Origin of the sequence: Xenorhabdus santafensis (genome assembly GCF_033949405.1) — a bacterium.
In the GTDB taxonomy this organism is placed as follows: domain Bacteria; phylum Pseudomonadota; class Gammaproteobacteria; order Enterobacterales; family Enterobacteriaceae; genus Xenorhabdus; species Xenorhabdus santafensis.
In genome coordinates this window covers 1-25,798 of the sequence record NZ_VCDN01000052.1, presented here as the reverse complement: position 1 = coordinate 25,798, position 25,798 = coordinate 1, and the positions used below count along the sequence as shown (strand labels likewise).

Below are 25,798 nucleotides of genomic sequence, written 5' to 3'. Positions count from 1 at the left end.
CCCCATGTGAGAGTAGGACACTGCCAGACATCAATTAGACGAGAAAGCCATCCGGTAACGGGTGGCTTTTTTGCGTTTTAGCGCAAGTAAATTTAGCTTAACGCCTGCCAAAATCGTATCTATGCCACATGCCTATCTCTACATTCCTCTGACCGTATTTATTACCCTTTTTTATTTCATAGAACAAATTGAAATAATTTCAACTTGTGTACAATAACTCGACATCTCCCTATCTTTTGGTTAAATTTGGCTATCTAGAAGTCCAAATGATGAAAGTTAAAACAGTCGAGGTTTCTTACAATGCCAATTCGTGTACCAGATGAATTACCTGCGGTAAACATACTCCGTAATGAAAACATCTTTGTCATGACGTCAACACGGGCGAATATTCAAGATATTCGTCCAATGAAGGTATTGCTACTTAACCTGATGCCAAAAAAGATAGAAACTGAAAATCAATTCATTCGGTTATTATCAAACTCCCCATTACAGATTGATATCCAGTTATTACGCATTGATAGTCGGCAATGTAAAAATACCCCTGCCGAACATTTAGATACTTTTTATTGTGATTTTGACTCAATAAAAGATCAAAATTTTGACGGGCTGATCGTAACAGGGGCGCCTTTGGGGTTAGTTGAGTTTGAGGATGTGACTTATTGGAATGAGATTGAAAAAATAATTAATTGGGCTAAAAATCATGTTACCTCAACGCTTTTTGTTTGTTGGGCTGTTCAGGCTGCATTAAATATCCTTTACAACCTGCCAAAATACACTCGCAAGACCAAACTATCGGGCGTCTATCCCCACTCAACTTTAGACTCTTTGGCACTATTGACGAGAGGGTTTGATGAAACCTTTTTTGCTCCTCATTCTCGCTTTGCCGACTTTCCCGAATCAGTGATCCGTGAGTATACAGATTTAGATATTTTAGCCACTTCAGAAGAAGCTGGCGCTTATTTACTCGCCAGCAAAGATAAGAGGCTGGTATTCGTAACTGGTCATCCGGAATATGATGTCGATACTCTGGCGGCAGAATATTGGCGTGACCAAACCGCTGGCTTATCTCCCGACTTGCCCATTAATTATTTTCCCAATAATGATCCTGAAAAAAAACCAGTTGCAGCTTGGCGTAGTCATGGTCATTTACTATTCTCAAATTGGTTGAATTATTATGTCTACCAAATCACGCCATATGATCTCACGTTTATGAATCCTACCTTAGATTGAACTCTATTCTTGCAAAAAATGAGAATTTGCTGAAGCGAGCCATTTCTCATTTCTCTAATTTTCTTTTTTCCGCTGTTTAATCCTACCTGTTACTGATTCTTTATATATAACAAAAGCTTAACATATTTAGTGCTTTATTTTTGGAACTCGTTTCCCTGTTTTGTGATCTTTAAAAATAAACTTAATCATTTGATTTTATTTAATTATTTATGGTTTTAAAAAATAATGGAAATGGTTTTTGATTTATTTTATGGATTGATTAATCTTAGCTCAGTGAGTACTTGAAAGATCAGAAGAGGGGAATCATGCAACAAGTTTTAGCAACTCAGTTAACCTTCATGAAGCCTTTTCATGAGGCGGAGAATCAGGTGTTATCACCTGAATCTATTGATTTTTTAGAGAGTTTGGTTGTTGAATTTTCTGATAGACGTAAAAAATTATTGGAAGAGCGTATAAATTGGCAGAAAAAAATAGATGATGGAGCATTACCTTATTTTATTTCGGAAACGATTTCCATCAGAGAGGGTGACTGGAAAATTCAGGGAATTCCCGATGACCTAAAAGATCGCCGGGTCGAAATCACAGGGCCTGTTGAGCGAAAAATGGTTATTAATGCTTTGAATGCAAACGTAAAAGTATTTATGGCGGATTTTGAGGACTCACTGGCACCGGCATGGGATAAAGTGATTGATGGGCAAATAAACTTGCGGGATGCTGTCAATGGTACGATTTCATACACCAACGAACAGGGCAAACGTTATGAATTAAAATCAGAACCAGCCGTGTTGGTTGCACGTGTGCGGGGATTGCACCTGTCAGAAAAGCACGTTCTTTATAAGAATGAACCGATTTCTGGTGGGTTATTCGATTTTGCTCTCTACTTCTTTTTAAATCACCAAAAATTGCTGGAAAAAGGCAGCGGGCCGTATTTTTATTTACCCAAAATACAAAGCTACCATGAAGCGCAGTGGTGGAGTGATGTTTTCAGCTTTACAGAATCCCGTTTCAATTTGCCGAAGGGAACAATTAAAGCGACAGTTTTGATTGAAACATTACCTGCTGTGTTTCAGATGGATGAAATTCTCTACCATTTACGTCATCACATCGTGGGTCTTAACTGTGGGCGCTGGGACTACATTTTCAGCTATATCAAGACACTGAAAAATCATTCAGATCGTGTTTTACCGGATCGTCAATCCGTTACGATGACACAACCTTTCTTGAGTGCATATTCTCGCTTGCTGATTAAAACCTGCCATAAACGCGGTGCATTCGCGATGGGAGGAATGTCTGCATTTATTCCCAGCAAAGATCCTGAGCAGAACCAACTGGTATTGAATAAAGTCAGGGCTGATAAAGAACTGGAGGCTAATAACGGTCATGATGGTACTTGGGTAGCACATCCGGGGCTTGCCGATATCGCCATGATGGTCTTCGACTCTAAGCTGGGTGGATCTCCAAACCAATTGTCAGTGTTACGTGAAGAAGATGAAACGATCACGGCTGAGCAACTACTCGCACCTTGTCCGGGAGAAAGAACCGAAGAGGGAATGCGCGCAAATATTCGAGTTGCTGTTCAGTACATAGAAGCATGGATTTCTGGCAATGGATGCGTGCCAATTTATGGATTGATGGAGGATGCAGCAACAGCAGAAATCTCCCGTACTTCTATTTGGCAATGGATCCGCCATGAAAAATCATTATCCAATGGCAAAAAAGTGACTACGGCCCTGTTCAGAGAAATGCTGAAAGAAGAGTTGGCAATTATTAAGCAGGAAGTTGGTGAACAACATTTTAGTCAAGGAAGATTTATGGAAGCCTCTGCCTTGATGGAAAGAATTACCACGCAGGATGAACTGATTGATTTCTTGACCTTGCCAGGCTATCAATTACTCGATTAATTTAAGAACAATAACGACGATAAATATTCAATAACTATGAATAGGGAGTAGAACATCATGACCATGTCCCGGAAACAACAAATCGCTCAGTTAGAACAAGAATGGAATCAACCACGTTGGGAAGGCGTCACTCGTCCATATAGTGCTGAGGATGTCATTAAGCTGCGTGGCTCTATTAATCCTGAATATACTTTTGCGCAGATGGGAGCGAAAAAGTTGTGGGAATTGCTGCATGGCAAATCAAAGAAAGGTTATGTCAATGCACTGGGCGCGCTGACGGGAGGACAGGCTCTTCAGCAAGCAAAAGCAGGTATAGAAGCAATTTATCTTTCAGGTTGGCAGGTCGCTGCTGATGCCAATACAGCCTCCAGCATGTATCCAGATCAATCACTGTACCCTGTTGACTCCGTTCCCAACGTAATTAAACGCATTAACAATAGCTTTCGCCGAGCAGATCAAATCCAGTGGTCGAATGATATCGAGCCTGGCAGTCAAGAATATATTGATTATTTTCTGCCGATAGTAGCAGATGCAGAAGCCGGTTTCGGTGGCGTATTAAATGCGTTTGAACTGATGAAAGCGATGATAGAAGCGGGTGCCGCTGCGGTTCATTTCGAAGATCAGTTGGCCGCAGTGAAAAAATGCGGGCATATGGGCGGCAAAGTTTTGGTTCCGACTCAAGAAGCCGTTCAAAAACTGGTGGCAGCGCGATTGGCCGCCGATGTATCCGGCGTACCAACTTTGTTAATCGCGCGCACGGATGCAGATGCAGCAGACTTACTGACATCTGATTGCGATCCTTATGACAGTGAATTCATAACAGGCGAGCGGACAAATGAAGGATTCTATCGTACGCGTGCAGGTATAGATCAGGCCATTAGCCGTGGCTTAGCATACGCACCTTATGCGGATGTTGTCTGGTGTGAAACCTCAACGCCAGATATTGAAGCCGCGCGTCGTTTCGCCGAAGCCATTCATGCGGAATATCCGGGCAAACTGCTGGCATATAACTGTTCTCCATCGTTTAACTGGAAAAAGAATCTGGATGATAAAACCATCGCCAGCTTCCAAGAACAATTATCTGCCATGGGCTATAAATTCCAGTTCATCACGCTTGCAGGCATACATAGCATGTGGTTCAACATGTTTGATTTGGCTTACGATTATGCACGCGGTGAAGGCATGAAGCATTATGTCGAAAAAGTCCAGACGCAAGAATTTGCCGCCCTTGAGCGTGGTTATACTTTCTCTTCACACCAGCAGGAAGTGGGGACGGGGTATTTTGATAAAGTCACCACGATTATTCAGGGAGAAGCGTCTTCTGTCACTGCATTGACGGGCTCAACAGAAGAACAGCAATTCTAAAAATTCACTATACCCTATGGATTTTGAGTTGGGGCGCGGCGGCAAGGGAACACATTCCCAAGAGCATAGTTAATTATGTGATTGGGGTAAGTGAGCGCAGCCAACAAAGCCGCAACTTGAAAGACGACGGGTATATACCCATTGATACGATAGGGGAGTTTCACAATGAACCCCCTTGATGTGTCTGCCAAGGGGGCTCATGTGGCGACAGATCTTGCTCATTTAATTGCACAGACTATTTTGCAGGGTTTTGATGCGCAATATGGTCGATTTTTGGAAGTGACGTCTGGTGCACAAAAACGTTTTGAGCAAGCGGAATGGCACGCAGTACAGAGCGCGATGAAAAAAAGAATCAACCTGTATGATCATCATGTTGGGTTGGTAGTAGAACAACTGAAATGTATCCATGGCTCATTGCAATATGATGAAACGTACATTGCCGAAGTGAAGGCAGTGTATACCCGTTTATTGCCTGACTATCCCCGTTTTGAGATTGCAGAAAGTTTTTTTAATTCTGTTTATTGTCGTTTGTTTCAGCACCGTAATTTAAAGCCAGAAAACCTATTTATTTTCTCTTCCCAGCCCTCTTTTCGTTTTCGTGATATTTCTCGTCCATTGTCACGGGATTTTTTTCCTACTGGCAATCTGGCATCTATGCTGAAAACAATCTTAAATGACGTGCCATTGCGGCTAAAATGGGAGAATTTGGAACGGGATATTGGTTACATTACGCAGTATTTGCAGAACACTTTCCCTCAAAATGATTTATTGCAGGCTACTTTTCAAATAGCCAATGAGCTGTTTTACCGTAACAAGGCGGCTTGGCTGGTGGGAAAAATCAGGATGGGAGCGGTAGTATATCCATTTTTATTGCCCATCCATCACGATGAATCAGGCAAAATGTTTATTGATACCTGCTTGACCAATCATGATGACGCCAGCATTGTTTTTGGTTTCGCACGTTCCTATTTTATGGTTTATGCACCGTTGCCTGCGGCTTTGGTGGAGTGGTTGCGTGAGATTTTGCCGACGAAATCCACGGCTGAACTATACATGGCAATTGGTTGCCAAAAGCACGGAAAAACAGAATATTACCGTGAATACCTTACCTTTATTAACGCTTCCCAAGAGCAATTTACGATAGCTCCGGGCGTGAAAGGAATGGTTATGTTGGTTTTTACTTCTCCTTCATTCGATCGTGTTTTTAAAGTGATTAAAGACAAATTTGCCCCTCAAAAAGATGTTTCTCAGGAACGAGTTCAGGAATGTTATCGTTTAGTAAAAGAGCATGATCGCGTAGGAAGAATGGCGGATACCCAGGAATTTGAAAATTTTGTGATTGATAAGTGCCGTATCAGCCTTGAATTAATGGAGGAATTGCAAAAAGAAATACCAGAAAAATTGGAAGATCTGGGGGATAAGATCTTGATAAAGCACCTTTACATGGAGCGTAAAATGATCCCGCTGAATATTTACATGGAGCAAGTTGATGAAACCCAACTGAAGGATGTGATAGAAGAATATGGAAATGCGATAAAACAACTGGCGGCTGCCAATATTTTTCCCGGCGATATGCTATTTAAGAATTTTGGTGTAACACGTCACGGTCGGGTGATTTTTTACGATTATGATGAAATTTGCTATATGACCGAGGTGAATTTCCGCGATATTCCTCCCGCCCGCTATCCTGAAGATGAACTGGCCAATGAACCTTGGTACAGTGTGGCTGCCAACGATGTTTTTCCAGAAGAGTTTCGCTATTTTTTATGTACTGACAAGCGGATGAGAAGTTACTTTGAAGAGAGCCACAGTGATTTATTCAAAGCTGAGTACTGGCGGGCATTGCAAGAACGCATTAAAAATGGGTATGTGGAAGATGTCTTTGCTTATCGGCGCTGGCAACGATTCAATCAACGCAAAGAAGAGAGAGTAATAGAAAAGAATACAATAGAAAATAAATGATGATATTACCTATAACCTATATTGCTTAGGATGTAGAAAAACAGTGATTATTGATGTGTAAAATAGAAACTGCATGCTCATTAAAATAACAGGCTGTTCATTTATTGGCTTTCGATGATATTATCTTATTGGAAGAATTGAAATTGATTTTAATAAATATAGTTCCGTAATTTAATAATCATAATGCTCACCATAATTAGCATATCTCATTTGTTTTTTAATGGCATGTAGGGGGAATAATGACGAATGTCATTTTATACGGTGATATTTTGCATATCAAAAATAGATATGCCAGTGGAAGTTATCTTGATACCTATGAACATTCAGCTTCACTCAGTGAAAAATATAATGTTTCCACTTCTGTTTCTTCAAATCGCGATTCTGGTTCCGGTTCATGGCAGATTTTATCAGCAGAGGGTAAAACTTTAGGCTCAAAAGTATACAGTGGCGATACTATATTCCTGTTAAACCTTTATCACAATGATGGTGGGTATCTGCGAGTAAGTGGAAATGCACCTTCACCAGAACTTTATAATGTTTATACCGCAGACAGACCAGTGAATTCTCTTGATACAGCGATATGGTATATATTTTCAGATACAACCAGTCATTTTGATGGGCAAGTGCGTGAAGGAGACAATATTCGCTTGTTGAATAGTTTTAATCACGTTCATGGTGGTTTTCTGGATACTTATGGTGAATCAGAATATCCCGAAACAATATATAAAGTTTATACTTCTCCGTTATCAAATCGAGATAATGGCAGTGGCACATGGGTATTATCAAAAGCAATCCGCTAACAAAAAATAAATATTGTTTTATTTTTATTATTAGGCTAATTGTGAATGACTTCTCAATTAAAATAATGATTTTCAAATTTAATTGATTTGTGCATTTTAATGCGGAAGTTATTAAATAATAATTTTCCGCATCAAAATCTTTAAATAAAAACTATGCTTTTGCGCCAGCAATTGCAGAACGTGCCAGCTCAGTAATTTGATCGTAGTCGCCTTTTTTCAAGGCATCTTCTGGTACTAACCATGAACCACCGATGCACAGAACACTATCTAAGGCTAAGTAATCACGATAATTTGCCGGAGAAATTCCCCCCGTTGGGCAAAAACGTACTTGTGGGAATGGGCCTGCGATCGCTTTCAGGGCCTTAATTCCCCCATTTGCTTCCGCTGGGAAGAACTTGAAGCATTTCAGGCCGTGGCTCATTCCCAACATCAATTCAGAAACAGTGGAAATGCCTGGAATAAGAGGGATTGAGCCCGCAGTTGCAGTTTGCAGCAACTCGTCAGTTAATCCGGGGCTAATGGCAAATTGGGCACCAGCTTCAGTGACTGCCGCTAATTGTTCTGGGTTAATCACTGTACCTGCACCGATAATGGCTTCAGGAACTTCTTGTGCGATAAGACGGATAGCCTCCAGAGCACATTCAGTCCTCAATGTGACTTCCAGAATACGGATCCCACCGGCAATAAGCGCTTTTGCCAAAGGAACTGCGTGTTCAATTTTATTAATAACAATGACAGGGACGACAGGGCCGTCAGTCAGGATATTTTCTGCGGTTGTTTTCCAATTATTCATCTGCAGTTTCTCTCGTTAATTCAGAACACAAAGGATTTAAAATCCCTCGTTTATTAAAATGCAATACAGCATGCCCCTTGTTCTGCACCTGAAAGCTGGGTTCGCAAAGCACCAAACAGTTCACGGCCACAGCCGATATGTCCTTCATTTAAATCGGGTTGGTATGGGGTTCTTTGTGCCAGCTCTTGCTCATCAACCAGAAGCGTAAGTTCTCCAGTACGGCCATCAACGCGGATCACATCTCCATCCTGTATTTTTGCCAACAATCCACCGGTTTTGGCTTCTGGTGTAACGTGAATGGCTGAAGGAACTTTACCGGAAGCACCGGACAATCGTCCATCAGTAACTAAGGCCACTTTAAAACCCCTATCCATCAGAACACCCAATGGCGGCATCAACTTATGTAACTCTGGCATACCATTGGCCTGTGGGCCTTGATAACGGACAACGACGACGCAGTCTCGATCCAATTTACCCGCTGCAAAAGCAGGGGCGATATCGTGCTGGCTATTAAAGACTACGGCAGGGGCTTCGATAACTTGATTATCCGTAGGAACCGCAGACGTTTTCATTACCGCACGTCCAAGATTGCCTGTCATAACTTTTGTGCCGCCATGTTGTTTGAATGGTTGCTCAATGCTGGCAATAACATTATTTTCCAATGAAGAAAGCGGGCCTTCACGCCATGCTAATTTTCCTTCATTTAACCACGGTTCTTGGGTATAGCGTTCCAGACCAAATCCAGCGATGGTGTTGACGTCGCGATGCAGCAGACCCTTTTTCAGCAATTCTCGGATGACCAATGCGACTCCGCCTGCGGCTTGAAATTGGTTGATATCCGCTGGCCCATTTGGATAAATTCGGCAAATTAACGGAATAACTTCCGATAATTCAGAAAAATCATCCCAATTAATGATGATCCCAGCGGCTCTTGCCATAGCGACAAGATGCATGGTTAAGTTTGTTGATCCCCCGGTTGCCAGTAAAGCAATAATGCCATTGACGATGACTTTTTCGTCAACCAGCCAGCCCAAAGGCAGATAATTCCCTGAAGTTTCAGTCAAGCGTGTAATTTGACGCGCGGCGGCATCATTCAACGCTTCGCGCAATGGCGTGTCTGGATGGACAAAAGAGGCACCCGGTAAATGTAGCCCCATGATTTCCATGACCATTTGGTTGGAATTGGCGGTGCCGTAAAAAGTACAGGTTCCGACACTGTGATAGGAAGCCGCTTCAGCTTCAAGCAGTGCTTGGCGGTCAACTTTGCCTTCGGCATAAAGCTGACGAACGCGGACTTTTTCTTTGTTTGGCAAGCCACTGGTCATTGGCCCAGCGGGAATAAAAATCGCGGGTAAATGGCCGAATGACAGGGCGGCCATAACCAGCCCCGGTACAATTTTGTCGCAAATACCTAAATACAGGGCACCGTCGAACATATTATGAGAAAGTCCAACAGCAGCCGACATGGCAATCACATCACGGCTGAGCAGAGACAGCTCCATTCCATCCTGACCTTGTGTCACGCCATCGCACATTGCTGGAACCCCACCGGCGACCTGTCCGACAGCACCAACAGCACGCAAAGACTCTTTTAATTGCTGCGGATAGTCTTCGTAAGGTTTATGGGCAGAAAGCATATCGTTGTAAGAAGTGAGTATGGCGATGTCATTGTGCACCATATTCTTCAAGTTGATTTTTTCATCATTCTGACAGGCAGCAAAACCATGGGCCAGATTACCACATGCCAGTTGTGCGCGATGGACGGTTTTTGAACGGGCTGCTTCAATACGAGCTAAGTATTGGCTGCGAGTTTCTTTTGAACGTTCAACAATACGTTGTGTAATGCGCGCGACTGTTGCATTGATAGCCGTGTTGTTCTGGTTGTTTGTCATGATAATTGCTCCCGGTATCACAATGGATTGTGACGATTGCCTTGTTGTTACCGGTAACATTCTTCATGCAATAATTGAAGGATGCAATCAACTTTCGTTGATTACACGAGTTAACTGTGATCTACATCAATTTTTTGAGCTGAAACGTAACAGCTTGTCAACAAAACGACTTTTTAAGCTAAATTAGCCTCAAAGTTACTTGATGCCGCCATATTCTCGACTCACTTGCTTTGCAGCTCGCATAACCAGCGCACCGAGTTCGGTCACACGATCATCGGAGATACGTGATACGGGCCCTGAGATGGAAATAGCGGCAAAGGCTTCATGATGCTCATCATAAATACAGGCAGCGATGCAACGTAATCCTAATGCATGTTCTTCATCATCAAATGAAAAACCTTGCTTGCGGATTTGATCCAGCTTTTCTGTTAACGCTGCGGCAGTGGTACTGGTATGTTGAGTGTAAGCGTGCATGCCTTTTTTATGCAGTAATTGGAGGCGTTTTTGCTCAGACAGTGTAGACAATAGCGCTTTGCCGGCACCGGAAGCATGCATTGGTAGCTTGCCACCAATGGGAGCAGACATTCTCATGAGGGCATTGCACTGTACTTGATCAACAATAACAGCTTCATATTCATCAAGATTAAGAATGGCAAGATTGACAGTTTCACCGGAGTCTTCCATTAATTGACGCAATATCGGGTGAACCAGCACCATCAAATTACGGCTTTGCAAAAAGCTACTGCCGACCACAAAAGCATGGGACGCGATCACCCACAATCCTAAGTCACCGATTTGGCGAACAAAACCATGTTGCTGCAAAGTCGTTAAAAGGCGATGAGTGGTGGAATTGGGCAGGCCAGCTTGGATTGCCAGATCAGTTAATGCGACGCCAACAGGAGAATCAGAAATGTATTCCAAAAGTGTCAGCCCCCGACTTAAAGATTGCACCTGACCGCTTGCAGCGGCACTGGTTGTTGTCATTTTAGTTTTTTTTGTGCGCTTGCTGGCAACGGCTGTGTTCATAAAATTTCCTCTGAATCATCGTCTGTTTGCAATAATGAATGCTGCAATGAAAAATGGAACTTATTTTCGTTTTCTTATTATGGACGATAACTAAGGGGAAAACACATCCGATGTGTTGGCAGTGAGAAAATATCATTCATAGGGAATCAGGGAGAATAAGGGATGGATGATAAAAAATGATGCCGATCCATGTTGACGGAGGCTGTGCCTCTGTCAACACGATAGAACAATTATGGCAGGCCAAAATAATAGAAACTAACTGCCGTTAGGCTTCAAACAAATTCAGATGCAATGTCTGGATTACCTGTTCCGCATCTTTGCCGGGAACAAGCAGACAGATATTGTGGCTGCTTGCGCCGCAGCTTATCATGCGGATATTAAATGACTCCAGCGATCCAAAAATCCCTTTCCCTAAACCATTCGCTTTTGAAAGTTCATTGCCGATAATTGCCACTAATGCCAAATCCTCTTCGACTTCCACACGGCATAACGTGGAGAGTTCTGTCAGCAAGGCATTGGTCAATAAGCTGCCATTAGTGCTGGTGGAGCCAGTAGTATCCAGCGTCAGGGCGATACTGACCTCTGACGTAGTAATGAGATCCACCGAAATATTGTGCCGGGAGAGAAGGGTAAAGACCTCAGCCAAAAAGCCTCTTGCGTGCAGCATTTTCAAGCTATGCAGTGTCAGCAGAGTTTGTTTGCGGCGCAATGCCAGTGCCCTGAACAGAGGTGGATTTTCCGTTTTATCGCAAACGATGGTGCCGCCAGCCTGTGGATCTTTGCTGGAGCCGACAAACACCGGAATGCCCGAGCGAATTGCGGGCAAAAGGGTGGCAGGATGGAGAATTTTGGCGCCAAACGTTGCCATTTCTGCTGCTTCATCAAAGGCGATTTTATCGATGCGTTTAGCCGCGGGTGCAACACGGGGATCGGTGGTGTAAATACCCGGAACATCCGTCCAGATATCAACGCGTTTTAATTCAAGAGCTTCTCCCAGCAAGGCTGCGGTATAATCGCTGCCACCGCGCCCCAAGGTGGTTGTGCGGCCTTTTTCTTCTCTGCCGATAAAACCTTGGGTGACGACGATCGCATTATTCAGGCGTGGCTGGAGATGTTCCGTTGCTAAGGTCTGGAGCTGGAGAACGTCGGGTTCAGCCCGCCCGAAATTATCATTGGTTCTCATGATACGGCGAATATCAAGCCACTCTGCATCCGTATTGCGTTGACGCAGCAATTCCACAAACAATAAGGTGGACATAATCTCACCGTGGCTGACCAGTTCATCGGTCAATGCTTCTGAAGTGGCGAGTGATGCTGCTTCCGACAGCATTTCTATATTTTCCAGCAGGCGATCGACTTCTTCACGGATTACATTTGCATCATGCAATCGCTCAATAATGGCATACTGAATATCACGGATCTGTTCAAGATAGCTCTCCCGTTTATCACTATCGCAGCCTGCCGCCAATGCAACCAGCAAGTTGGTCACGCCAGCAGAAGCTGACAAAACGACCACGCGTACACTTGCGTTAGCCAAAATAATATCGGCACAGTGATTCATGGCATCAAAGTCAGCCACACTGGTACCACCAAATTTTGCTACAACATACTGCGAATTAGGAGATGAAACCGCACACATGGAAGATAACCTTTTGTTCGGATTTTAGGAGAGTTGGCTTTTAGAAATATCGGGTTGAGCACATTGAGTCAATGATTGGTAATGAAGCATAAATAATTTTCATGATGGAAATAAAATTATCGTTTTTGCCTATCTTAAGAATTTGCCTATTTCAACAATTTACCTATCTCAACAATTAGCGCTGGAAATCACAGGCTATTTTGACCAATATCAGTAATAACAAGGAAAGGGAGATTAATCACAACATCAACCCGTTACAATCTGTTGTATTCCTATTGAATTATTTATCGACCGTTGATTGAGAGAATCATCCATGAAAAACATCAACCCTAGTCAGACTGAAGCCTGGAAAGTATTGCAACAACACTTTGAACAGATGAAAAGTGTGCATTTGCGAGAATTGTTTGAACAGGATAAAGAGCGGTTTACGGCATTTTCTGCGACATTCGATCAGCAGATCTTGGTGGACTATTCCAAAAACCGCATCACTGCCGAAACATTGAAAAAACTACAGGCATTGGCACAAGAAACCGATCTGGCCGGCGCAATCCGCAGTATGTTCTCTGGGGAAAAAATAAACCGCACTGAAAATCGCTCTGTGTTGCACATTGCTTTGCGTAATCGCAGCAATACCCCGATTCTTGTGGATGGGGAAGATGTGATGCCGCAAGTCAATGCGGTGCTGAAAAAAATGAAATCATTCAGTGAACGTATTATCGGCGGAGAGTGGAAAGGTTACACAGGCAAAGCAATTACCGATGTAGTCAATATTGGCATTGGCGGTTCTGATCTTGGCCCGTATATGGTGACTGAAGCCCTGAAAGCGTATAAAAATCACCTGAATATGCATTTTGTTTCGAATGTCGACGGCACTCACATTGCTGAAACACTAAAAAAATTAAACCCAGAAACCACCCTGTTCCTGATCGCTTCCAAAACGTTCACGACACAGGAAACCATGACCAACGCACACACTGCGCGTCATTGGTTCCTGCAAAGCGCCATAGATGAAGCCCACGTAGCGAAACATTTTGCTGCACTCTCTACGAATGAACAGGAAGTCAGCAAATTTGGCATCGATCCACAAAACATGTTTGAGTTTTGGGATTGGGTTGGGGGGCGCTATTCGCTCTGGTCTGCCATTGGGTTATCCATTGCACTTTCTATTGGCTATGACAATTTTGAGCAACTGTTGAGCGGTGCCCATGCGATGGACAAGCACTTTGAACAGACGGCCTTTGAACAAAACATTCCTGTTTTGTTGGCCCTGATTGGCATTTGGTACAATAATTTCTTTGGCGCAGAAACTGAAGCGATTCTGCCTTATGATCAATACATGCATCGTTTTGCCGCCTACTTCCAGCAAGGCAACATGGAATCAAATGGCAAATATATTGATCGCAATGGCAATGCGGTGAATTACCAAACTGGGCCGATTATCTGGGGTGAGCCGGGAACCAATGGCCAGCATGCGTTCTACCAGCTTATCCATCAGGGAACCAAGCTGATCCCGTGTGATTTTATTGCTCCTGCAATGAGTCATAATCCGATCAGCGATCATCACAGTAAGCTGCTATCCAATTTCTTTGCGCAAACTGAAGCGTTGGCATTCGGCAAAACTCAGGCTCAAGTGGAAGCCGAGTTTGCAGCGGCCGGAAAAAATGCGCAGGATGTCGAAAATGTTGTGCCATTCAAAGTATTTGAGGGCAACCGCCCGACCAACTCCATATTATTGCGCGAAATTACACCCTTCAGCTTGGGTGCATTAATCGCCATGTATGAACACAAAATCTTTGTGCAAGGCGCTATCCTGAATATTTTCTCATTTGATCAATGGGGAGTTGAGCTGGGCAAGCAATTAGCTAACCGTATTTTGCCTGAATTACAGGGTATCGAAGTTGTTAATAGCCATGACAGTTCAACGAATGGGTTGATCAATCGTTTCAAAGAATGGCGTTAAACTGACGCTGTTTCTTATTTGACGAACCTCACCGCCAAGACAGCTTCTTCAAGGACAAAGTTATTGAAGACAGATATTATTGGGGTGAGGTTTTTTGTGATTTTCATAATTTGTTATCAACTTTTTATTTTATTAGTCTTCAACATGATATCCTCGCTCACCATAAGTTGTGCTATCGGGGAACGAGTGCGCCCCGTAATGGGAAAATTAGATGGCAGATGACACAATATTAACTTCGGCACCTATCCATTGGTTTCTGACTAACGATATCGATATTTCTGAATCTATTTTAGATTGGCTGATGGAAGTTGGCTCAATGACTCGTCGCTTTGAACAACATTGCCAGAAAGTATCTGTTGTTCCTTTTCGTGAATGTTTTATTGCCCCTGAAGATTTAAAAAATGAAAGTGAACACTTACCCTTAAGTGAGAAATATTGGCTGCGAGAGGTTATCTTATACGGCGATAACATTCCGTGGCTATTGGGCCGGACGGTGATCCCAGTAGAAACACTGAGCGGCCCGGATAAAAAGCTCGTTGATGTTGGAACTGTTCCGCTTGGGCGCTATCTTTTTAGTGGTAATAATCTAACACGGGATTATATTCAAATAGGCCAGCAGGAACATAACTGGGCACGTCGTTCTTTATTGAGGTTATCAGGTAAGCCACTGCTTCTCACAGAGGTTTTTCTGCCAGAGTCACCTGTATATAAAATTCACAAAACAAAAGGGGAGAAATAGATTGGAGGTCAGTATGACGCAAAATAAATGGCGCGCTTATTGCCGTTTAATGCGTATTGATAGGCCCATCGGCGTATTGTTACTTATATGGCCAACATATTGGGCATTGTGGATTGCGGCGAAAGGGATACCGAATTTGCACATCTTGTTAGTATTCACTATCGGGGTGTTTTCGATGCGGGCGGCGGGATGCTGCATTAATGATTTCGCAGACAGAAAATTTGACGGGCATGTAGAGCGGACAAAATCCCGGCCACTTCCCAGTGGTGCCGTCACGGAAAAAGAAAGCAAAATACTGTTTGCTACATTGGTACTCATTTCGTTTGCGTTGGTTTTGACGCTGAACAAAATGACGATTGCTTTATCGGTCGTAGCTTTGGCGCTGGCGTGGATTTATCCTTTCGTCAAACGCGTTAGTCACTTGCCTCAAGTCGTATTGGGTGCAGCCTATGGCTGGTCGATACCTATGGCATTTGCCGCAGTGAGTGAGTCCTTACCTTTAGAGTGCTGGTTATTGTTTGTCGCCAACATCATTTGGTCAGTCATTTACGATACACAGTACGCAATGGTTGATCGCGACGATGACCTGAAAATCGGCGTGAAATCTACAGCCGTTCTTTTTGGCCGCTTTGATAAATTGATCATTGGTATTCTGCAATTCGTTATGTTGGGAATTCTGGTATTAATTACCGACATGGTGAATTTGGGGGGAATATACTACTGGGCTATCTTATTGGCAGGTGCGTTGTTTATTTATCAGCAAAAATTAATTGCAGGCCGGGAAAGAGACTCCTGTTTTCAGGCATTCATGAATAATAACTACGTTGGTATTATCTTATTCCTCGGCATCTTTTTCAGCTATGTCTGACATAAATTAACGGGCGGTATCCCGCCCGTTAATTTATATACCCTTCGTCTTTCAAGTTGCCTCTTTGTTGGCCGCACTCATCCACCCCAGTCACATAGTTATCTATGCTCCTGGGGATGAATTCCCTTGCCGCCGCGATGCAACATTGAAATCCATCGGGTATATGGGTGAAATATCACACCATTATTGCTGCTCTTCTGCTGCCGGTTCAGAATCACTCTGTTCCGGAGGCATACTGACACTTTCAATTGTCAGGCGAATTTCAGGGGACATCAATTCACTCAATACTTGATATAGCTCTTGAGCACTGGTTGTGATCATATCGCCACTGTCTTTAATATAGCCTTCATCACGTAATGTATTGACGGAACAAGCGAAAACAGCCTTATCAAAGAACTCTGGCGCATTGATGCCATGCAACACCGATAAACGTTGGGCCAGCATTCGGCTCTCTTTTTCCAGCGCGCCACGACTAATGTCTGGGGTGGCATTCAAGAGCGAGAGCGTAATGGCATAGCGTTGCAGCGTTTCTCTGATCCCGGCTGCCAGCAATTGCAGTGAGCGGATGCGCGCAGGATTCAGAACCAGCATATCCTGTTCTTTATTACAGATAAGGCATTGGCTCGCCAGCTCATCAATCAGTGTATTGACGACATCCGGAAGTGTTTCCTTGCTATAACGCATAAACAGTTCTTGCTTGAGCAGTGGGTAGATAAGCTCTACCTGTCTGAGCAATTCGCTGCGACTGATACGGCGGTGATGCATCACAATACTGGAAATCAGAGACGGCAGAATCAACAAGTGCTGAATATTATTGCGATAATAAGTCATCAGTACTGCGATTTCGCGTGGCAGGATAATAATATCCCCCAGACTGTCTTTTTCGACTTCAAATTTACCCATCAACAATGCATGTTCCAGCAACTCTTCCGCTGTCTTATTCGGTACAGTGACATCTGCGGTGTAAGGAACATTGCGCAGCAATAGTAGGTAACAATCCAACTGCTCAATAAGTTGTTCGCGTGTAAGTGCTCGCTGACGTGACGACAGTAATGCTGTGGTGCATAGATTGATGGCATTGGCAGCTGCGGCATTATTGATATTAACCATAATATTGTCTGCCAATTTGCTGACAGTTGGCGTCAACCATGTTGGCCGCTGAGCTTCTATCGGATCGATAGAATCACGCCATTCTGGAACATGATGGTTAAGGTATTGCACCAATGGAATGGGTTCGCCGAAGTTGACATAGCCTTGGCCCAGATTGCGTAATTTGCGCAGGCCTCGCACCATCTGGAAAAAGCCTTCTTTTTCTTTGGTTGCCCCACGAAGCTCTTTGGCATAGGTCGCAACCTCCATCACATGCTCATAACCAATATAAATTGGCACGATTGTGATTGGACGAGATTCGCCACGCAGCATTGCTTGCAATGTCATGGAAAGCGTGCCGGTTTTCGGATCCAGCAAACGGCCTGTACGCGAACGTCCACCCTCGACAAAGTATTCAACAGAATAGCCACGGGCAAACAATTCGCCGAGATATTCGCGGAAAATCGTCGAATAAAGTTTATTGCCTTTAAATGTACGGCGGATAAAGAATGCCCCAAGGCGGCGGAATATCGGGCCGGCAGGCCAGAAATTCAGGTTAATGCCTGCAGCGATATGGGGGGGAACCAAGCCTTGGTGATAAAGCACATACGAGAGCAGAAGATAATCCATATGGCTGCGATGGCATGGAACATAAACTAACTCATGACCATCCTGGGCCAATTGCCGTACCCGCTCCCCATTATGAACATTGATGCCCTGATACAGACGGTTCCAAGTCCAACTCAATACACGGTCGGTCAAGCGAACAGTTTCATAGGAGAAATCAGCCGCAATCTCTTCCAGCATACTGACAGCGTTTTGCGTTGCCTTTTCAGAAGAGATCTTTTTGCTGCGAGCTTCATCAGCAATGGCTTTTTCTATTGCCTTTGACGCCAGTAATTTGTTGAACAAATCTTGTCTGGCAGGCAAACGAGGGCCGACAGCCGCCAGACGCTGGCGGGAATAGTGTATCCGGGCAACACGGGCAAGTTTATTGGCGATAATATTATCCGTGCCATACTCATCAGCCATATTGCGCAGCGATACCGGAGTTGAGAAGCGCACAAAACTATCTCGCCCAAGCCACAGGATCGCAAAAAACTTCTGCACACCATTTAGCAGACGTAATTGTGGTGGAGAATTTCCTTCTTGTCCTTCACGCCCCGGAGAACGACCAAACATGACGGAAGCCGGCACCATCTGGATATTCAGATCAGGATTATTGCGATGCAAGTCCAAATAAGAATGAAATATTTTCACCGATTCATGTTTTGGTGCATAACAACGGAACACACGTGGGCCGTCATTAATAAAAACACAGCTGGGAAGTTGAGTATCACCAATCTCCAAAGGATCCAAAGGGTCCGGCAGACCTTGCGCCAGACATTGTTGACGCAAGGTCAATAAGTCTGTTTTTGAGTGGTACGGTAGTACATACAAAATAGGCCGTGTCGTATCAAGACGCAGCTCAGCAATGGGATCTGTGGGAATTAATTTACTTCTCACTAAGAATTTTAGTGGTAGATTCAATAACTTATAGTATATTTTACGCCAACCTGACATAACCGCTTTAAGCCTCTTGTTAGCAATGCGTCGCAAGGATACCAGAAACAGGTTTTGAGATCTGTGGAAATAAGACAATAATAAAAGCTAAAAGTTATATAACCATACAATTCATGCGTCAAAAGAAAGAAAATATACATGGCAAATCAATCAACAGGACTGACCCGGATCATTAAAGCAGCAGGATATTCGGCGAAAGGCATCAAGGCTGCATGGCAAAATGAAGCTGCATTTCGTCAGGAATCCGTTGCTGCCATCACTGGCATTATTATTGCTTTTTCCTTGGATTTTGGCGTGATTGAGCGAATTTTGCTTATCAGCTCGGTGATTCTGGTCGTTATCGTAGAAATCCTCAACAGCGCCATAGAAGCGATAGTGGATCGCATCGGCAGTGAATATCATGAATTATCAGGGCGCGCAAAAGATATGGGATCAGCCGCTGTGCTGTTCACGATACTTTTGGCGTTATTTATCTGGGGAATAATCCTTTGGTCGCATTTCATGCGTTGATATGGCGTGTTTTTCACCAAAATACGTTATTTAGCTGCTTTTACGTGCCGACAGGTTCCCAATTCGAATTTACCTGTATATACTCACAGCCAGACTGTATAAACAAACAGGGGGCGAAATGAAAGCATTAACTGCGAGGCAGCAGCAAGTTTATGACTTGGTGCGCGACCATATTTCGCAAACGGGTATGCCACCGACACGTGCTGAAATTGCAGCACGTCTTGGATTTCGTTCACCCAATGCGGCAGAAGAGCATTTAAAAGCTTTGGCACGCAAAGGGGTGATAGAAATTATTTCTGGAGCATCCAGAGGTATCCGTTTGCTTCTTGAAGAGGTAGATGAAGACGCGTTGCCATTAATTGGCCGTGTTGCTGCTGGTGAACCACTACTGGCTCAGGAACATATCGAAAGTCACTATAAAGTTGATCCTGAGTTATTTAAGCCAAGCGCAGATTTTCTATTGCGTGTCAGTGGAATGTCCATGAAAGACATCGGGATTATGGATGGCGATTTACTTGCTGTGCATAAAACACAGGATGTTCATAACGGGCAAGTCATTGTGGCTCGCATTGAAGATGAAGTGACAGTTAAACGTTTCAAACAAACTGGCAATAAAATTGAGTTGATTGCTGAAAATCCAGAATTCAAGCCAATTGTTGTTGATTTGAGTGAACAAAGCTTCACTATTGAAGGGCTGGCAGTAGGCGTTATTCGTAACGGGGACTGGTTCTGATTGTAAAAACGGATAATTGTATTTTGCCATTTTGGGGCGGTCATCTTCTCAGTATACGCAATGGATTTCAAATTGTATCGCGGCGGCAAATGAGAACATCCCCGGGAGCATAGCTAACTATGTGACCGGGGTGAGCGAACGTAGCCAACAAAGAGATTGTTTGAAAGATGAAGTATATACCCGTTAAATTAAGTTCAACGGGCACTTGAGAATACATAAACATATCAGTTATGACCGTCTCACTGCTCCATCAGCCCTTATCTTCCTTGATTTATTTCTTTCTGTTCGCTTCAATGGGGTGATTGTGCTGACATGTACTGTGGTCAGTGCAGGAATCTATCTCATGGCAGGAAGAACATAATCCGTGGACTTCGATTACACTATTGCGTAAATGAAACCCGGTGCCCTGCGCCAGCTGTTGAATCGCGGATTCAATATCTTTCGCATCCTTTTCGGTCACTGAGCCACAATCTTCACAGATAAACATCGCCGAAGTATGACTGGGCTCTTCAAAATGGTGGCAAATGACATAGCTGTTTGTCGATTCTATTTTGTGGATAAACCCTTGTTCCAGCAGAAACTCTAATCCACGGTAAACTGTTGGTGGTTTGGCCTGTGGTTCGACTTCACGCAATAAATCCAGCAGGTCATAAGCACTTATCGCGTTGGGTTGTTCTGTAATTAAACGAAGAATTTCAATGCGTTGAGGTGTTAAACGAACCCCTCGTGATAAACAGATATTTTTAGCTTGCGCCAATAAATTTTTTTGATTGATCGTATCCATTACACCTCTCACACCTATACGATGTTAATGGCTTTAATGTTAACACGTTTTTTGCTCTGAGAGTGGTATCCCGCACAAAGTTATGTGGCCTTATATTTATCCGGGGCTTTATGTTTTATCGGTAATAAATTGATTGTATAGCGATTTTTATTTGGCTCGCAAATAGATTTGTTGATTTAACATTTTCAACCACAACACGAAAGTAATATACATAATGAAGAAGCTGGTTTTTTACCATAACCATTTTCATGATAGAAATAATGTTATTATTTGAATATTTATAAGTTGAGGTCTTTGTTATATTAAAAATATTTTCAATATTGATTTTTAATGTGAAATTCAATATCGAAAATAGAAAACGACATATAGCCCATCGTTCGATAGGCATTGATTTTGTGACTGAACATTCAGCTATGCTATACTGCGCAGCTTCACACAATCCCTAGTATCCTGAAACACCTTCTATCCTGGTGTACTGGTAAAAGTACTGGTAAAACAAAAACAGATCCTAATGCACGAACATAAAGAACCCCAAAATACCAATGCAATCAACGGAAACGCACATACATTCAAACCTTCCCGCTTCTCCGTTGCACCGATGCTCGATTGGACTGACCGTCATTGTCGCTACTTCCATCGCTTATTGAGCAAGGAAGCATTGCTTTACACGGAAATGGTCACAACCGGCGCGATTATCCACGGCAAAGGGGATTATCTGGCTTATAACGAGCAAGAACATCCTTTGGCATTGCAACTGGGAGGAAGTGATCCTCAGGCATTGGCGCAATGCGCCAAAATCGCACAGGATCGGGGTTACGATGAAATCAATTTGAACGTCGGTTGCCCATCTGATCGGGTGCAAAATGGGCGTTTTGGTGCTTGTTTGATGGGAGAAGCTGCGCTGGTGGCCGATTGTGTCAAGGCGATGCAGGATGTGGTGGATATTCCGATTACTGTTAAAACTCGCATCGGGATTGACGAGCAGGATAGTTATGAGTTTTTGTGTGATTTTATTGATACTGTCGTGAAAAACAGCCACTGCGATAACTTTGTTATCCATGCGCGCAAAGCTTGGTTGTCAGGACTAAGCCCAAAAGAAAATCGTGAAATTCCACCGTTGGATTACCCACGTGTTTATCAATTGAAAAAAGATTTTCCACAACTGACGCTTTCCATTAATGGCGGTATTAAATCGCTGGAAGAAGCTAAGCAACATTTACAGCATGTAGATGGTGTCATGATTGGGCGGGAAGCTTATCAAAACCCTTCAATTTTGGCGCAAGTGGATCGCGAACTGTTTTCTCAAACGGCATCAGTAACAAATACCGTTGAGGCTATCAAAGCGCTTTATCCTTATATCGAACAGGAATTATCCCAAGGTACTTATTTAGGCCATATTACCCGTCATATTTTGGGCATTTTTCAAGGTATTCCCGGTGCGCGTCAATGGCGCCGACACCTGAGTGAAAATGCCCATAAACAAGGGGCTGACATTATGGTTGTTGAAAAAGCACTGGAAATGGTAACAGAGCGGATGTAATCCGCTCCGATATGAAGGCCGCGTGCTAGGGGATCAATAAACTGGAACCGTGAGTCAAGCGGCTTTCCAAAGCCCTGTGCGCCGAAGCGGCTTCGCTCAGTGGAAATTTTTGGCTTTCTGGCACATCAACCTTGATTTTGCCAGCAGCAATCAAATCAAACAGGGCCTTGCTGGCTTCGTTTAATTCTTCGCGGGTGGTGATATAGCCATTAATAGCAGGCCGGGTGACAAATAAAGAACCTTTTTGATTGAGGATCCCTAAATCGACACCCGTCACTGGCCCGGATGCGTTTCCAAAACTGACCATTAAACCGTGGCGTTTCAGGCAATCCAGTGAATCAAGCCATGTTGCTTTACCGATCGAATCATAAACAACCCCGACTTTTTTCCTGTCAGTGATATCCAGAACACGCTCCACGATATTTTCACGGTTGTAATTGATGCATTGCCATGCACCGGCTGCTTTGGCGAGTTCCGCTTTTTCATCAGAGCCGACAGTCCCAATCAACTTTGCTCCCAGCGCTTTTGCCCATTGGCAGGCGATTAGGCCAACGCCACCTGCAGCCGCATGGAACAAGAAAACTTCATCTTTTTGCACTTTATGCGTCAGGAAAAAAAGATAGTAGACAGTTAGCCCTTTTAATAAAGAGGCGGCAGCCTGTTCAAATGAAATCGCATCAGGCAGAAGGGCTATCTTATGTTCCTGTACATTATGCACTTCACTGTAAGCCCCGGGCGCAGATTGGGCATAAGCAACGCGATCGCCTATTTTGATAGAAGTGACACTTGAGCCAATTTTGGTGACGATACCCGCAGCCTCCATTCCAAGCCCGGATGGAAAGCGAGCTAAAGGATATAATCCGCTGCGGAAGTAGGTATCGATATAGTTTATACCGATGGCTTTGTTTTCGACTTGTACTTCATCGGGGGCGGGATCTGCAGGGGTAAATTCGCAATATCGAAGGGCTTCAGGGCCGCCAGCAGCGGAAAATTCAATATGTTTCGCCATGATAACTCTCTCATTATGTTAAAAATATTGGGAAGAGCTTCGCACGTTTGAAATGAAACTGATGCAAACGGCGTTAATAGATCCGAAATCATTACAGACTATCTATGTTAGCTTTGTGTTTCCAAGTTTGTCCATGATGATTATTTATATATAAATATCAAGTAATTAATAAATTATTTGATTATGAATTGCTATAGTATTTATTGTCGTTTTCTTATCCTTACATCACACTGTATATAAATACTTTGGATGATCATGGCGCTGGATTGAGTGCCAAAGCATCTAAAGCTGGTGGTATTAGCCACCAATAACGAACCTATGAGCTTTACAGAACGCAATAGCAGATTGCACGGCGACGGGTGATATTTCCGTTTAATATTCTGGTCAAGGAGTCCGAGAAAGATCCACAATTACCGGAGAAAATCAGTCGGAAATTGCAGGTGATTATCCGTCATTTATTAACAGAATTTGCTGACCAGAATAAGGCTAAAAAAACTGCTACATAGAACTTTTGGATTTAGGTATATATCCTATGCACCATTTTAAATATCTGTCTGTATTTAAAGGGAAATAGAGAGTGTGTGGTTATTTTTTATCTATACATCCACTATGCACTCTCTACATCAATTAAAAAATAAGAGGTGTATAGGGTACACAGTGGATGAATATTGTATTAATTGCCACAAGCTCAGATGTAGCAAGGCTCTCAGAGAATTGCGTATAGGGTGTAGAGTTGAGGAGGCGAAAAAAATTTCAGGAGTATTCTTTGACAGGAAAATAAATGCTTGGCGAGTCTGGGAAAATAAATTTAATGCATAATTTTTTATTATGGTATGACTGAAATTAAAAATAAGTAATTATCTGATTTTACTTAAGAGTAGATATGCATCACAAATTTACAGGTGTATTTTTTCCATGCTGGAATGGATAAGTATTATTGTTATATCCTGCTTAATTAGCGCCTTGTCGAAAATCTTGGAACAAGTCAATCAATTGGTAATTGATATTGAATGTTACGGAGAATTTAAGAATGACACGTAAGAAATATAATCCCACTTGGGATGGCTATATGGGCGATGTTTTAAGGGGTAATGTAGGAATTAATCAGCTAAAACCCCAGCATGAATTTTTTGATGCTATTGGGCTAGAAAAAGTATTGAGTGATAATACCCAATATTACATCGTTCTTTCATTACCAGAAGCCAAAAGCATTATTGAGGATATCAGTTCTTATCATCCACAAAATCCAAGTTATGGAGACGTGTTTGCAAGAGGCGCTGAAGCAGAAAATCCAAGTTATGGAGACGCATTTGCAAGAGGCATTGATGCAGAAAATTCAAGTTACGGAGATGCATTTGCAAGAGGCACAGAAGTAGATAATAAGAAAAAAAACTATGTCATCTGTATTTTCTGCCACTGATCCTGTTTCCACCTATGCGGGGAATATTTATGATTCACGTGGATTATATGATGTTATTCGAGAATTTAAGAGTCTGGGTATTAAAGCTACAGAGCATGTAGGAGAAAATGGAAAAAAGTATATTCACATATCAGGGCATGCAGGTCTTAGGCGTATTATCCGAGGAACGCGATATAGTGCCAATCATCCTCAAATGTTAATGATGGGAATAGGGCAGAAAGGCCTTAATTCAAGTATCATTGGTGGGGTTAGGTTTTGTATTATTTTTTCTATTGGGTATCGAATTATTGAAGGTATATTTAAAGATGAATATACATTAGCTGATTTTATTGGAAACATAACAATAGATATGGCTAAAACTGCTATTACTGCCTCAGCTTCTTGGATTGTAGGCTCATTATTAGCATCTACTGCGGTTATAGGGGGAAGTATTATTGCTGTGGCAGGTATTGTATTCCTTGTTGGGATAGGTGTAGCTGTGGGATTGGATTATCTTGATAAACAATATCAAATAAGTGAAAAAGTTATAAAATATATTAAAAATGAGATTGAAAGAAAGAAAAGAACACCAGAGGCTAACTTGCAACAAATATTTAACGGGTTAGGTAATATTAGATGAAGAATAAATACATTAAATTATTAGGTTCTTTGCTAATGCTTGCTGTAGTTACAAGTATTATGATTCCTGTTAGCGAATACATTATTTCTTTAGTGCTTATGAAAGATTTGATAGTATTTTCTGGTGCGGTGGTGATGTATTTTTTATCATTTCCATTAATATTTTATTCTATGGCAGGCTCTGCTTTTTTCTTCATATTTAATAGACTGCCAAAATATAATAAATTTATCGTGAAATATTTGAGCAAGTTAATGTTTATTTCATTAATCATCGGTTTTCCGATATCTTTTTTTGTGGGTTATCAATTGAAAAATGATGGCTATTTGGTTTGTGAGAAAATTTCATGGATGTCACCG

At 42.7% G+C, this 25,798-nt stretch carries 22 protein-coding genes and 1 pseudogene; 15 read left to right on the top strand and 8 right to left on the bottom strand.

The window, feature by feature from the left end; translation table 11 throughout:
• Nucleotides 1-300 precede the first annotated feature (300 nt).
• The 3 genes from metA (at nt 301) to aceA (ending at nt 4,496) form a co-directional block, all read left to right on the top strand.
• Nucleotides 301-1,230, top strand: coding sequence for a homoserine O-acetyltransferase MetA (gene metA / locus FE392_RS13805; protein ID WP_319930797.1), 930 nt, complete (start codon nt 301-303; stop codon nt 1,228-1,230).
• A gap of 305 nt (nt 1,231-1,535) precedes the next feature.
• Nucleotides 1,536-3,131: a malate synthase A gene (aceB, locus tag FE392_RS13800; RefSeq protein WP_439153488.1), complete on the top strand. Its 1,596-nt coding sequence runs from the start codon at nt 1,536-1,538 to the stop codon at nt 3,129-3,131.
• Nucleotides 3,132-3,188: 57 nt separating this feature from the next.
• Nucleotides 3,189-4,496 carry an isocitrate lyase gene (aceA, locus tag FE392_RS13795; RefSeq protein WP_319930796.1) on the top strand — a complete coding sequence of 436 codons (1,308 nt, stop codon included), beginning with the start codon at nt 3,189-3,191 and terminating at the stop codon, nt 4,494-4,496.
• 14 nt (nt 4,497-4,510) lie between these two features.
• Here the strand turns inward: aceA and FE392_RS13790 are convergent, their stop codons facing one another.
• On the bottom strand, nt 4,511-4,660 hold the full coding sequence (locus tag FE392_RS13790; RefSeq protein WP_319930795.1) for a hypothetical protein: 150 nt from the start codon (nt 4,658-4,660) through the stop codon (nt 4,511-4,513).
• Between the two features lies 1 nt (nt 4,661).
• Here FE392_RS13790 and aceK point away from each other — a divergent pair, with 1 nt between their 5' ends.
• Both aceK and FE392_RS13780 read left to right on the top strand, forming a co-directional pair.
• Nucleotides 4,662-6,458, top strand: coding sequence for a bifunctional isocitrate dehydrogenase kinase/phosphatase (gene aceK, locus FE392_RS13785; protein WP_319930794.1), 1,797 nt, complete (start codon nt 4,662-4,664; stop codon nt 6,456-6,458).
• A 239-nt stretch (nt 6,459-6,697) separates the two neighbouring features.
• Nucleotides 6,698-7,258, top strand: a complete 561-nt coding sequence (locus FE392_RS13780) for a hypothetical protein (RefSeq protein ID WP_319930793.1) — start codon at nt 6,698-6,700, stop codon at nt 7,256-7,258.
• A gap of 151 nt (nt 7,259-7,409) precedes the next feature.
• On the opposite strand, the gene FE392_RS13775 is transcribed toward FE392_RS13780, so the two are convergent.
• The 4 genes from FE392_RS13775 to lysC form a co-directional block, all read right to left on the bottom strand.
• Complete coding sequence (locus FE392_RS13775; protein WP_319930792.1) at nt 7,410-8,051, bottom strand: bifunctional 4-hydroxy-2-oxoglutarate aldolase/2-dehydro-3-deoxy-phosphogluconate aldolase; 642 nt, start codon at nt 8,049-8,051, stop codon at nt 7,410-7,412.
• Nucleotides 8,052-8,104: 53 nt separating this feature from the next.
• Nucleotides 8,105-9,943, bottom strand: coding sequence for a phosphogluconate dehydratase (gene edd / locus FE392_RS13770; RefSeq protein WP_319930791.1), 1,839 nt, complete (start codon nt 9,941-9,943; stop codon nt 8,105-8,107).
• A 195-nt stretch (nt 9,944-10,138) separates the two neighbouring features.
• Entirely contained in the window at nt 10,139-10,969 is an 831-nt protein-coding gene (gene iclR / locus FE392_RS13765; RefSeq protein ID WP_319930790.1) for a glyoxylate bypass operon transcriptional repressor IclR, read from the bottom strand.
• 265 nt (nt 10,970-11,234) lie between these two features.
• On the bottom strand, nt 11,235-12,608 hold the full coding sequence (lysC, locus tag FE392_RS13760) for a lysine-sensitive aspartokinase 3 (RefSeq protein WP_319930789.1): 1,374 nt from the start codon (nt 12,606-12,608) through the stop codon (nt 11,235-11,237).
• Between the two features lie 313 nt (nt 12,609-12,921).
• Between lysC and pgi the strand changes: the two genes are divergently transcribed.
• From pgi to ubiA, 3 genes are all read left to right on the top strand, one after another.
• Nucleotides 12,922-14,568: a glucose-6-phosphate isomerase gene (gene pgi, locus FE392_RS13755; RefSeq protein ID WP_319930788.1), complete on the top strand. Its 1,647-nt coding sequence runs from the start codon at nt 12,922-12,924 to the stop codon at nt 14,566-14,568.
• 211 nt (nt 14,569-14,779) lie between these two features.
• Nucleotides 14,780-15,307, top strand: a complete 528-nt coding sequence (gene ubiC / locus FE392_RS13750) for a chorismate lyase (protein WP_319930787.1) — start codon at nt 14,780-14,782, stop codon at nt 15,305-15,307.
• Nucleotides 15,308-15,320: 13 nt separating this feature from the next.
• Complete coding sequence (ubiA, locus tag FE392_RS13745) at nt 15,321-16,175, top strand: 4-hydroxybenzoate octaprenyltransferase (protein ID WP_319930786.1); 855 nt, start codon at nt 15,321-15,323, stop codon at nt 16,173-16,175.
• 183 nt (nt 16,176-16,358) lie between these two features.
• Here ubiA and plsB read toward each other — a convergent pair whose 3' ends face one another.
• Entirely contained in the window at nt 16,359-18,827 is a 2,469-nt protein-coding gene (gene plsB / locus FE392_RS13740) for a glycerol-3-phosphate 1-O-acyltransferase PlsB (RefSeq protein WP_319930785.1), read from the bottom strand.
• 138 nt (nt 18,828-18,965) lie between these two features.
• On the opposite strand from plsB, the gene FE392_RS13735 reads away from it, so the two are divergent.
• A complete protein-coding gene (locus FE392_RS13735; protein WP_319930784.1) occupies nt 18,966-19,337 on the top strand; it encodes a diacylglycerol kinase in 372 nt (123 codons plus the stop codon).
• 118 nt (nt 19,338-19,455) lie between these two features.
• Nucleotides 19,456-20,070 (top strand): transcriptional repressor LexA, encoded by a 615-nt coding sequence (gene lexA / locus FE392_RS13730; RefSeq protein WP_319930783.1) that lies wholly within the window; start codon nt 19,456-19,458, stop codon nt 20,068-20,070.
• Between the two features lie 271 nt (nt 20,071-20,341).
• Here the strand turns inward: lexA and zur are convergent, their stop codons facing one another.
• The gene (zur, locus tag FE392_RS13725) at nt 20,342-20,854 is read right to left on the bottom strand and encodes a zinc uptake transcriptional repressor Zur (protein WP_319930782.1); all 513 of its coding nucleotides are present in this window, start codon (nt 20,852-20,854) and stop codon (nt 20,342-20,344) included.
• Nucleotides 20,855-21,365: 511 nt separating this feature from the next.
• On the opposite strand from zur, the gene dusA reads away from it, so the two are divergent.
• Nucleotides 21,366-22,394 (top strand): tRNA dihydrouridine(20/20a) synthase DusA, encoded by a 1,029-nt coding sequence (gene dusA / locus FE392_RS13720; RefSeq protein ID WP_319930781.1) that lies wholly within the window; start codon nt 21,366-21,368, stop codon nt 22,392-22,394.
• Nucleotides 22,395-22,419: 25 nt separating this feature from the next.
• On the opposite strand, the gene FE392_RS13715 is transcribed toward dusA, so the two are convergent.
• Nucleotides 22,420-23,403 (bottom strand): quinone oxidoreductase, encoded by a 984-nt coding sequence (locus FE392_RS13715; RefSeq protein ID WP_319930780.1) that lies wholly within the window; start codon nt 23,401-23,403, stop codon nt 22,420-22,422.
• Nucleotides 23,404-23,685: 282 nt separating this feature from the next.
• Between FE392_RS13715 and FE392_RS13710 the strand changes: the two are divergent.
• From FE392_RS13710 to FE392_RS13695, 4 genes and pseudogenes are all read left to right on the top strand, one after another.
• Nucleotides 23,686-23,897, top strand: a pseudogene (locus FE392_RS13710) (hypothetical protein); the annotation flags it as partial.
• 536 nt (nt 23,898-24,433) lie between these two features.
• Complete coding sequence (locus FE392_RS13705) at nt 24,434-24,823, top strand: hypothetical protein (protein WP_319930779.1); 390 nt, start codon at nt 24,434-24,436, stop codon at nt 24,821-24,823.
• The gene (locus FE392_RS13700; RefSeq protein WP_319930778.1) at nt 24,798-25,442 is read left to right on the top strand and encodes a hypothetical protein; all 645 of its coding nucleotides are present in this window, start codon (nt 24,798-24,800) and stop codon (nt 25,440-25,442) included. The genes FE392_RS13705 and FE392_RS13700 overlap by 26 nt, the downstream gene beginning before the upstream one ends.
• Nucleotides 25,439-25,798, top strand: a 360-nt coding sequence (locus FE392_RS13695; RefSeq protein WP_319930777.1) for a DUF1240 domain-containing protein, incomplete at its 3' end; no start/stop codon positions are given. The genes FE392_RS13700 and FE392_RS13695, both read left to right, overlap by 4 nt.

Excerpts from the sequence above, each read along its gene's own strand:
- metA (WP_319930797.1), top strand. The coding sequence starts at position 301 with ATGCCAATTCGTGTACCAGATGAATTACCTGCGGTAAACATACTCCGT.
- aceB (WP_439153488.1), top strand. The coding sequence starts at position 1,536 with ATGCAACAAGTTTTAGCAACTCAGTTAACCTTCATGAAGCCTTTTCAT.
- aceA (WP_319930796.1), top strand. The coding sequence starts at position 3,189 with ATGACCATGTCCCGGAAACAACAAATCGCTCAGTTAGAACAAGAATGG.
- aceK (WP_319930794.1), top strand. The coding sequence starts at position 4,662 with ATGAACCCCCTTGATGTGTCTGCCAAGGGGGCTCATGTGGCGACAGAT.
- FE392_RS13780 (WP_319930793.1), top strand. The coding sequence starts at position 6,698 with ATGACGAATGTCATTTTATACGGTGATATTTTGCATATCAAAAATAGA.
- FE392_RS13775 (WP_319930792.1), bottom strand. The coding sequence starts at position 8,051 with ATGAATAATTGGAAAACAACCGCAGAAAATATCCTGACTGACGGCCCT.
- edd (WP_319930791.1), bottom strand. The coding sequence starts at position 9,943 with ATGACAAACAACCAGAACAACACGGCTATCAATGCAACAGTCGCGCGC.
- iclR (WP_319930790.1), bottom strand. The coding sequence starts at position 10,969 with ATGAACACAGCCGTTGCCAGCAAGCGCACAAAAAAAACTAAAATGACA.
- lysC (WP_319930789.1), bottom strand. The coding sequence starts at position 12,608 with ATGTGTGCGGTTTCATCTCCTAATTCGCAGTATGTTGTAGCAAAATTT.
- pgi (WP_319930788.1), top strand. The coding sequence starts at position 12,922 with ATGAAAAACATCAACCCTAGTCAGACTGAAGCCTGGAAAGTATTGCAA.
- ubiC (WP_319930787.1), top strand. The coding sequence starts at position 14,780 with ATGGCAGATGACACAATATTAACTTCGGCACCTATCCATTGGTTTCTG.
- ubiA (WP_319930786.1), top strand. The coding sequence starts at position 15,321 with ATGACGCAAAATAAATGGCGCGCTTATTGCCGTTTAATGCGTATTGAT.
- plsB (WP_319930785.1), bottom strand. The coding sequence starts at position 18,827 with ATGTCAGGTTGGCGTAAAATATACTATAAGTTATTGAATCTACCACTA.
- FE392_RS13735 (WP_319930784.1), top strand. The coding sequence starts at position 18,966 with ATGGCAAATCAATCAACAGGACTGACCCGGATCATTAAAGCAGCAGGA.
- lexA (WP_319930783.1), top strand. The coding sequence starts at position 19,456 with ATGAAAGCATTAACTGCGAGGCAGCAGCAAGTTTATGACTTGGTGCGC.
- zur (WP_319930782.1), bottom strand. The coding sequence starts at position 20,854 with ATGGATACGATCAATCAAAAAAATTTATTGGCGCAAGCTAAAAATATC.
- dusA (WP_319930781.1), top strand. The coding sequence starts at position 21,366 with ATGCACGAACATAAAGAACCCCAAAATACCAATGCAATCAACGGAAAC.
- FE392_RS13715 (WP_319930780.1), bottom strand. The coding sequence starts at position 23,403 with ATGGCGAAACATATTGAATTTTCCGCTGCTGGCGGCCCTGAAGCCCTT.
- FE392_RS13705 (WP_319930779.1), top strand. The coding sequence starts at position 24,434 with ATGACACGTAAGAAATATAATCCCACTTGGGATGGCTATATGGGCGAT.
- FE392_RS13700 (WP_319930778.1), top strand. The coding sequence starts at position 24,798 with ATGTCATCTGTATTTTCTGCCACTGATCCTGTTTCCACCTATGCGGGG.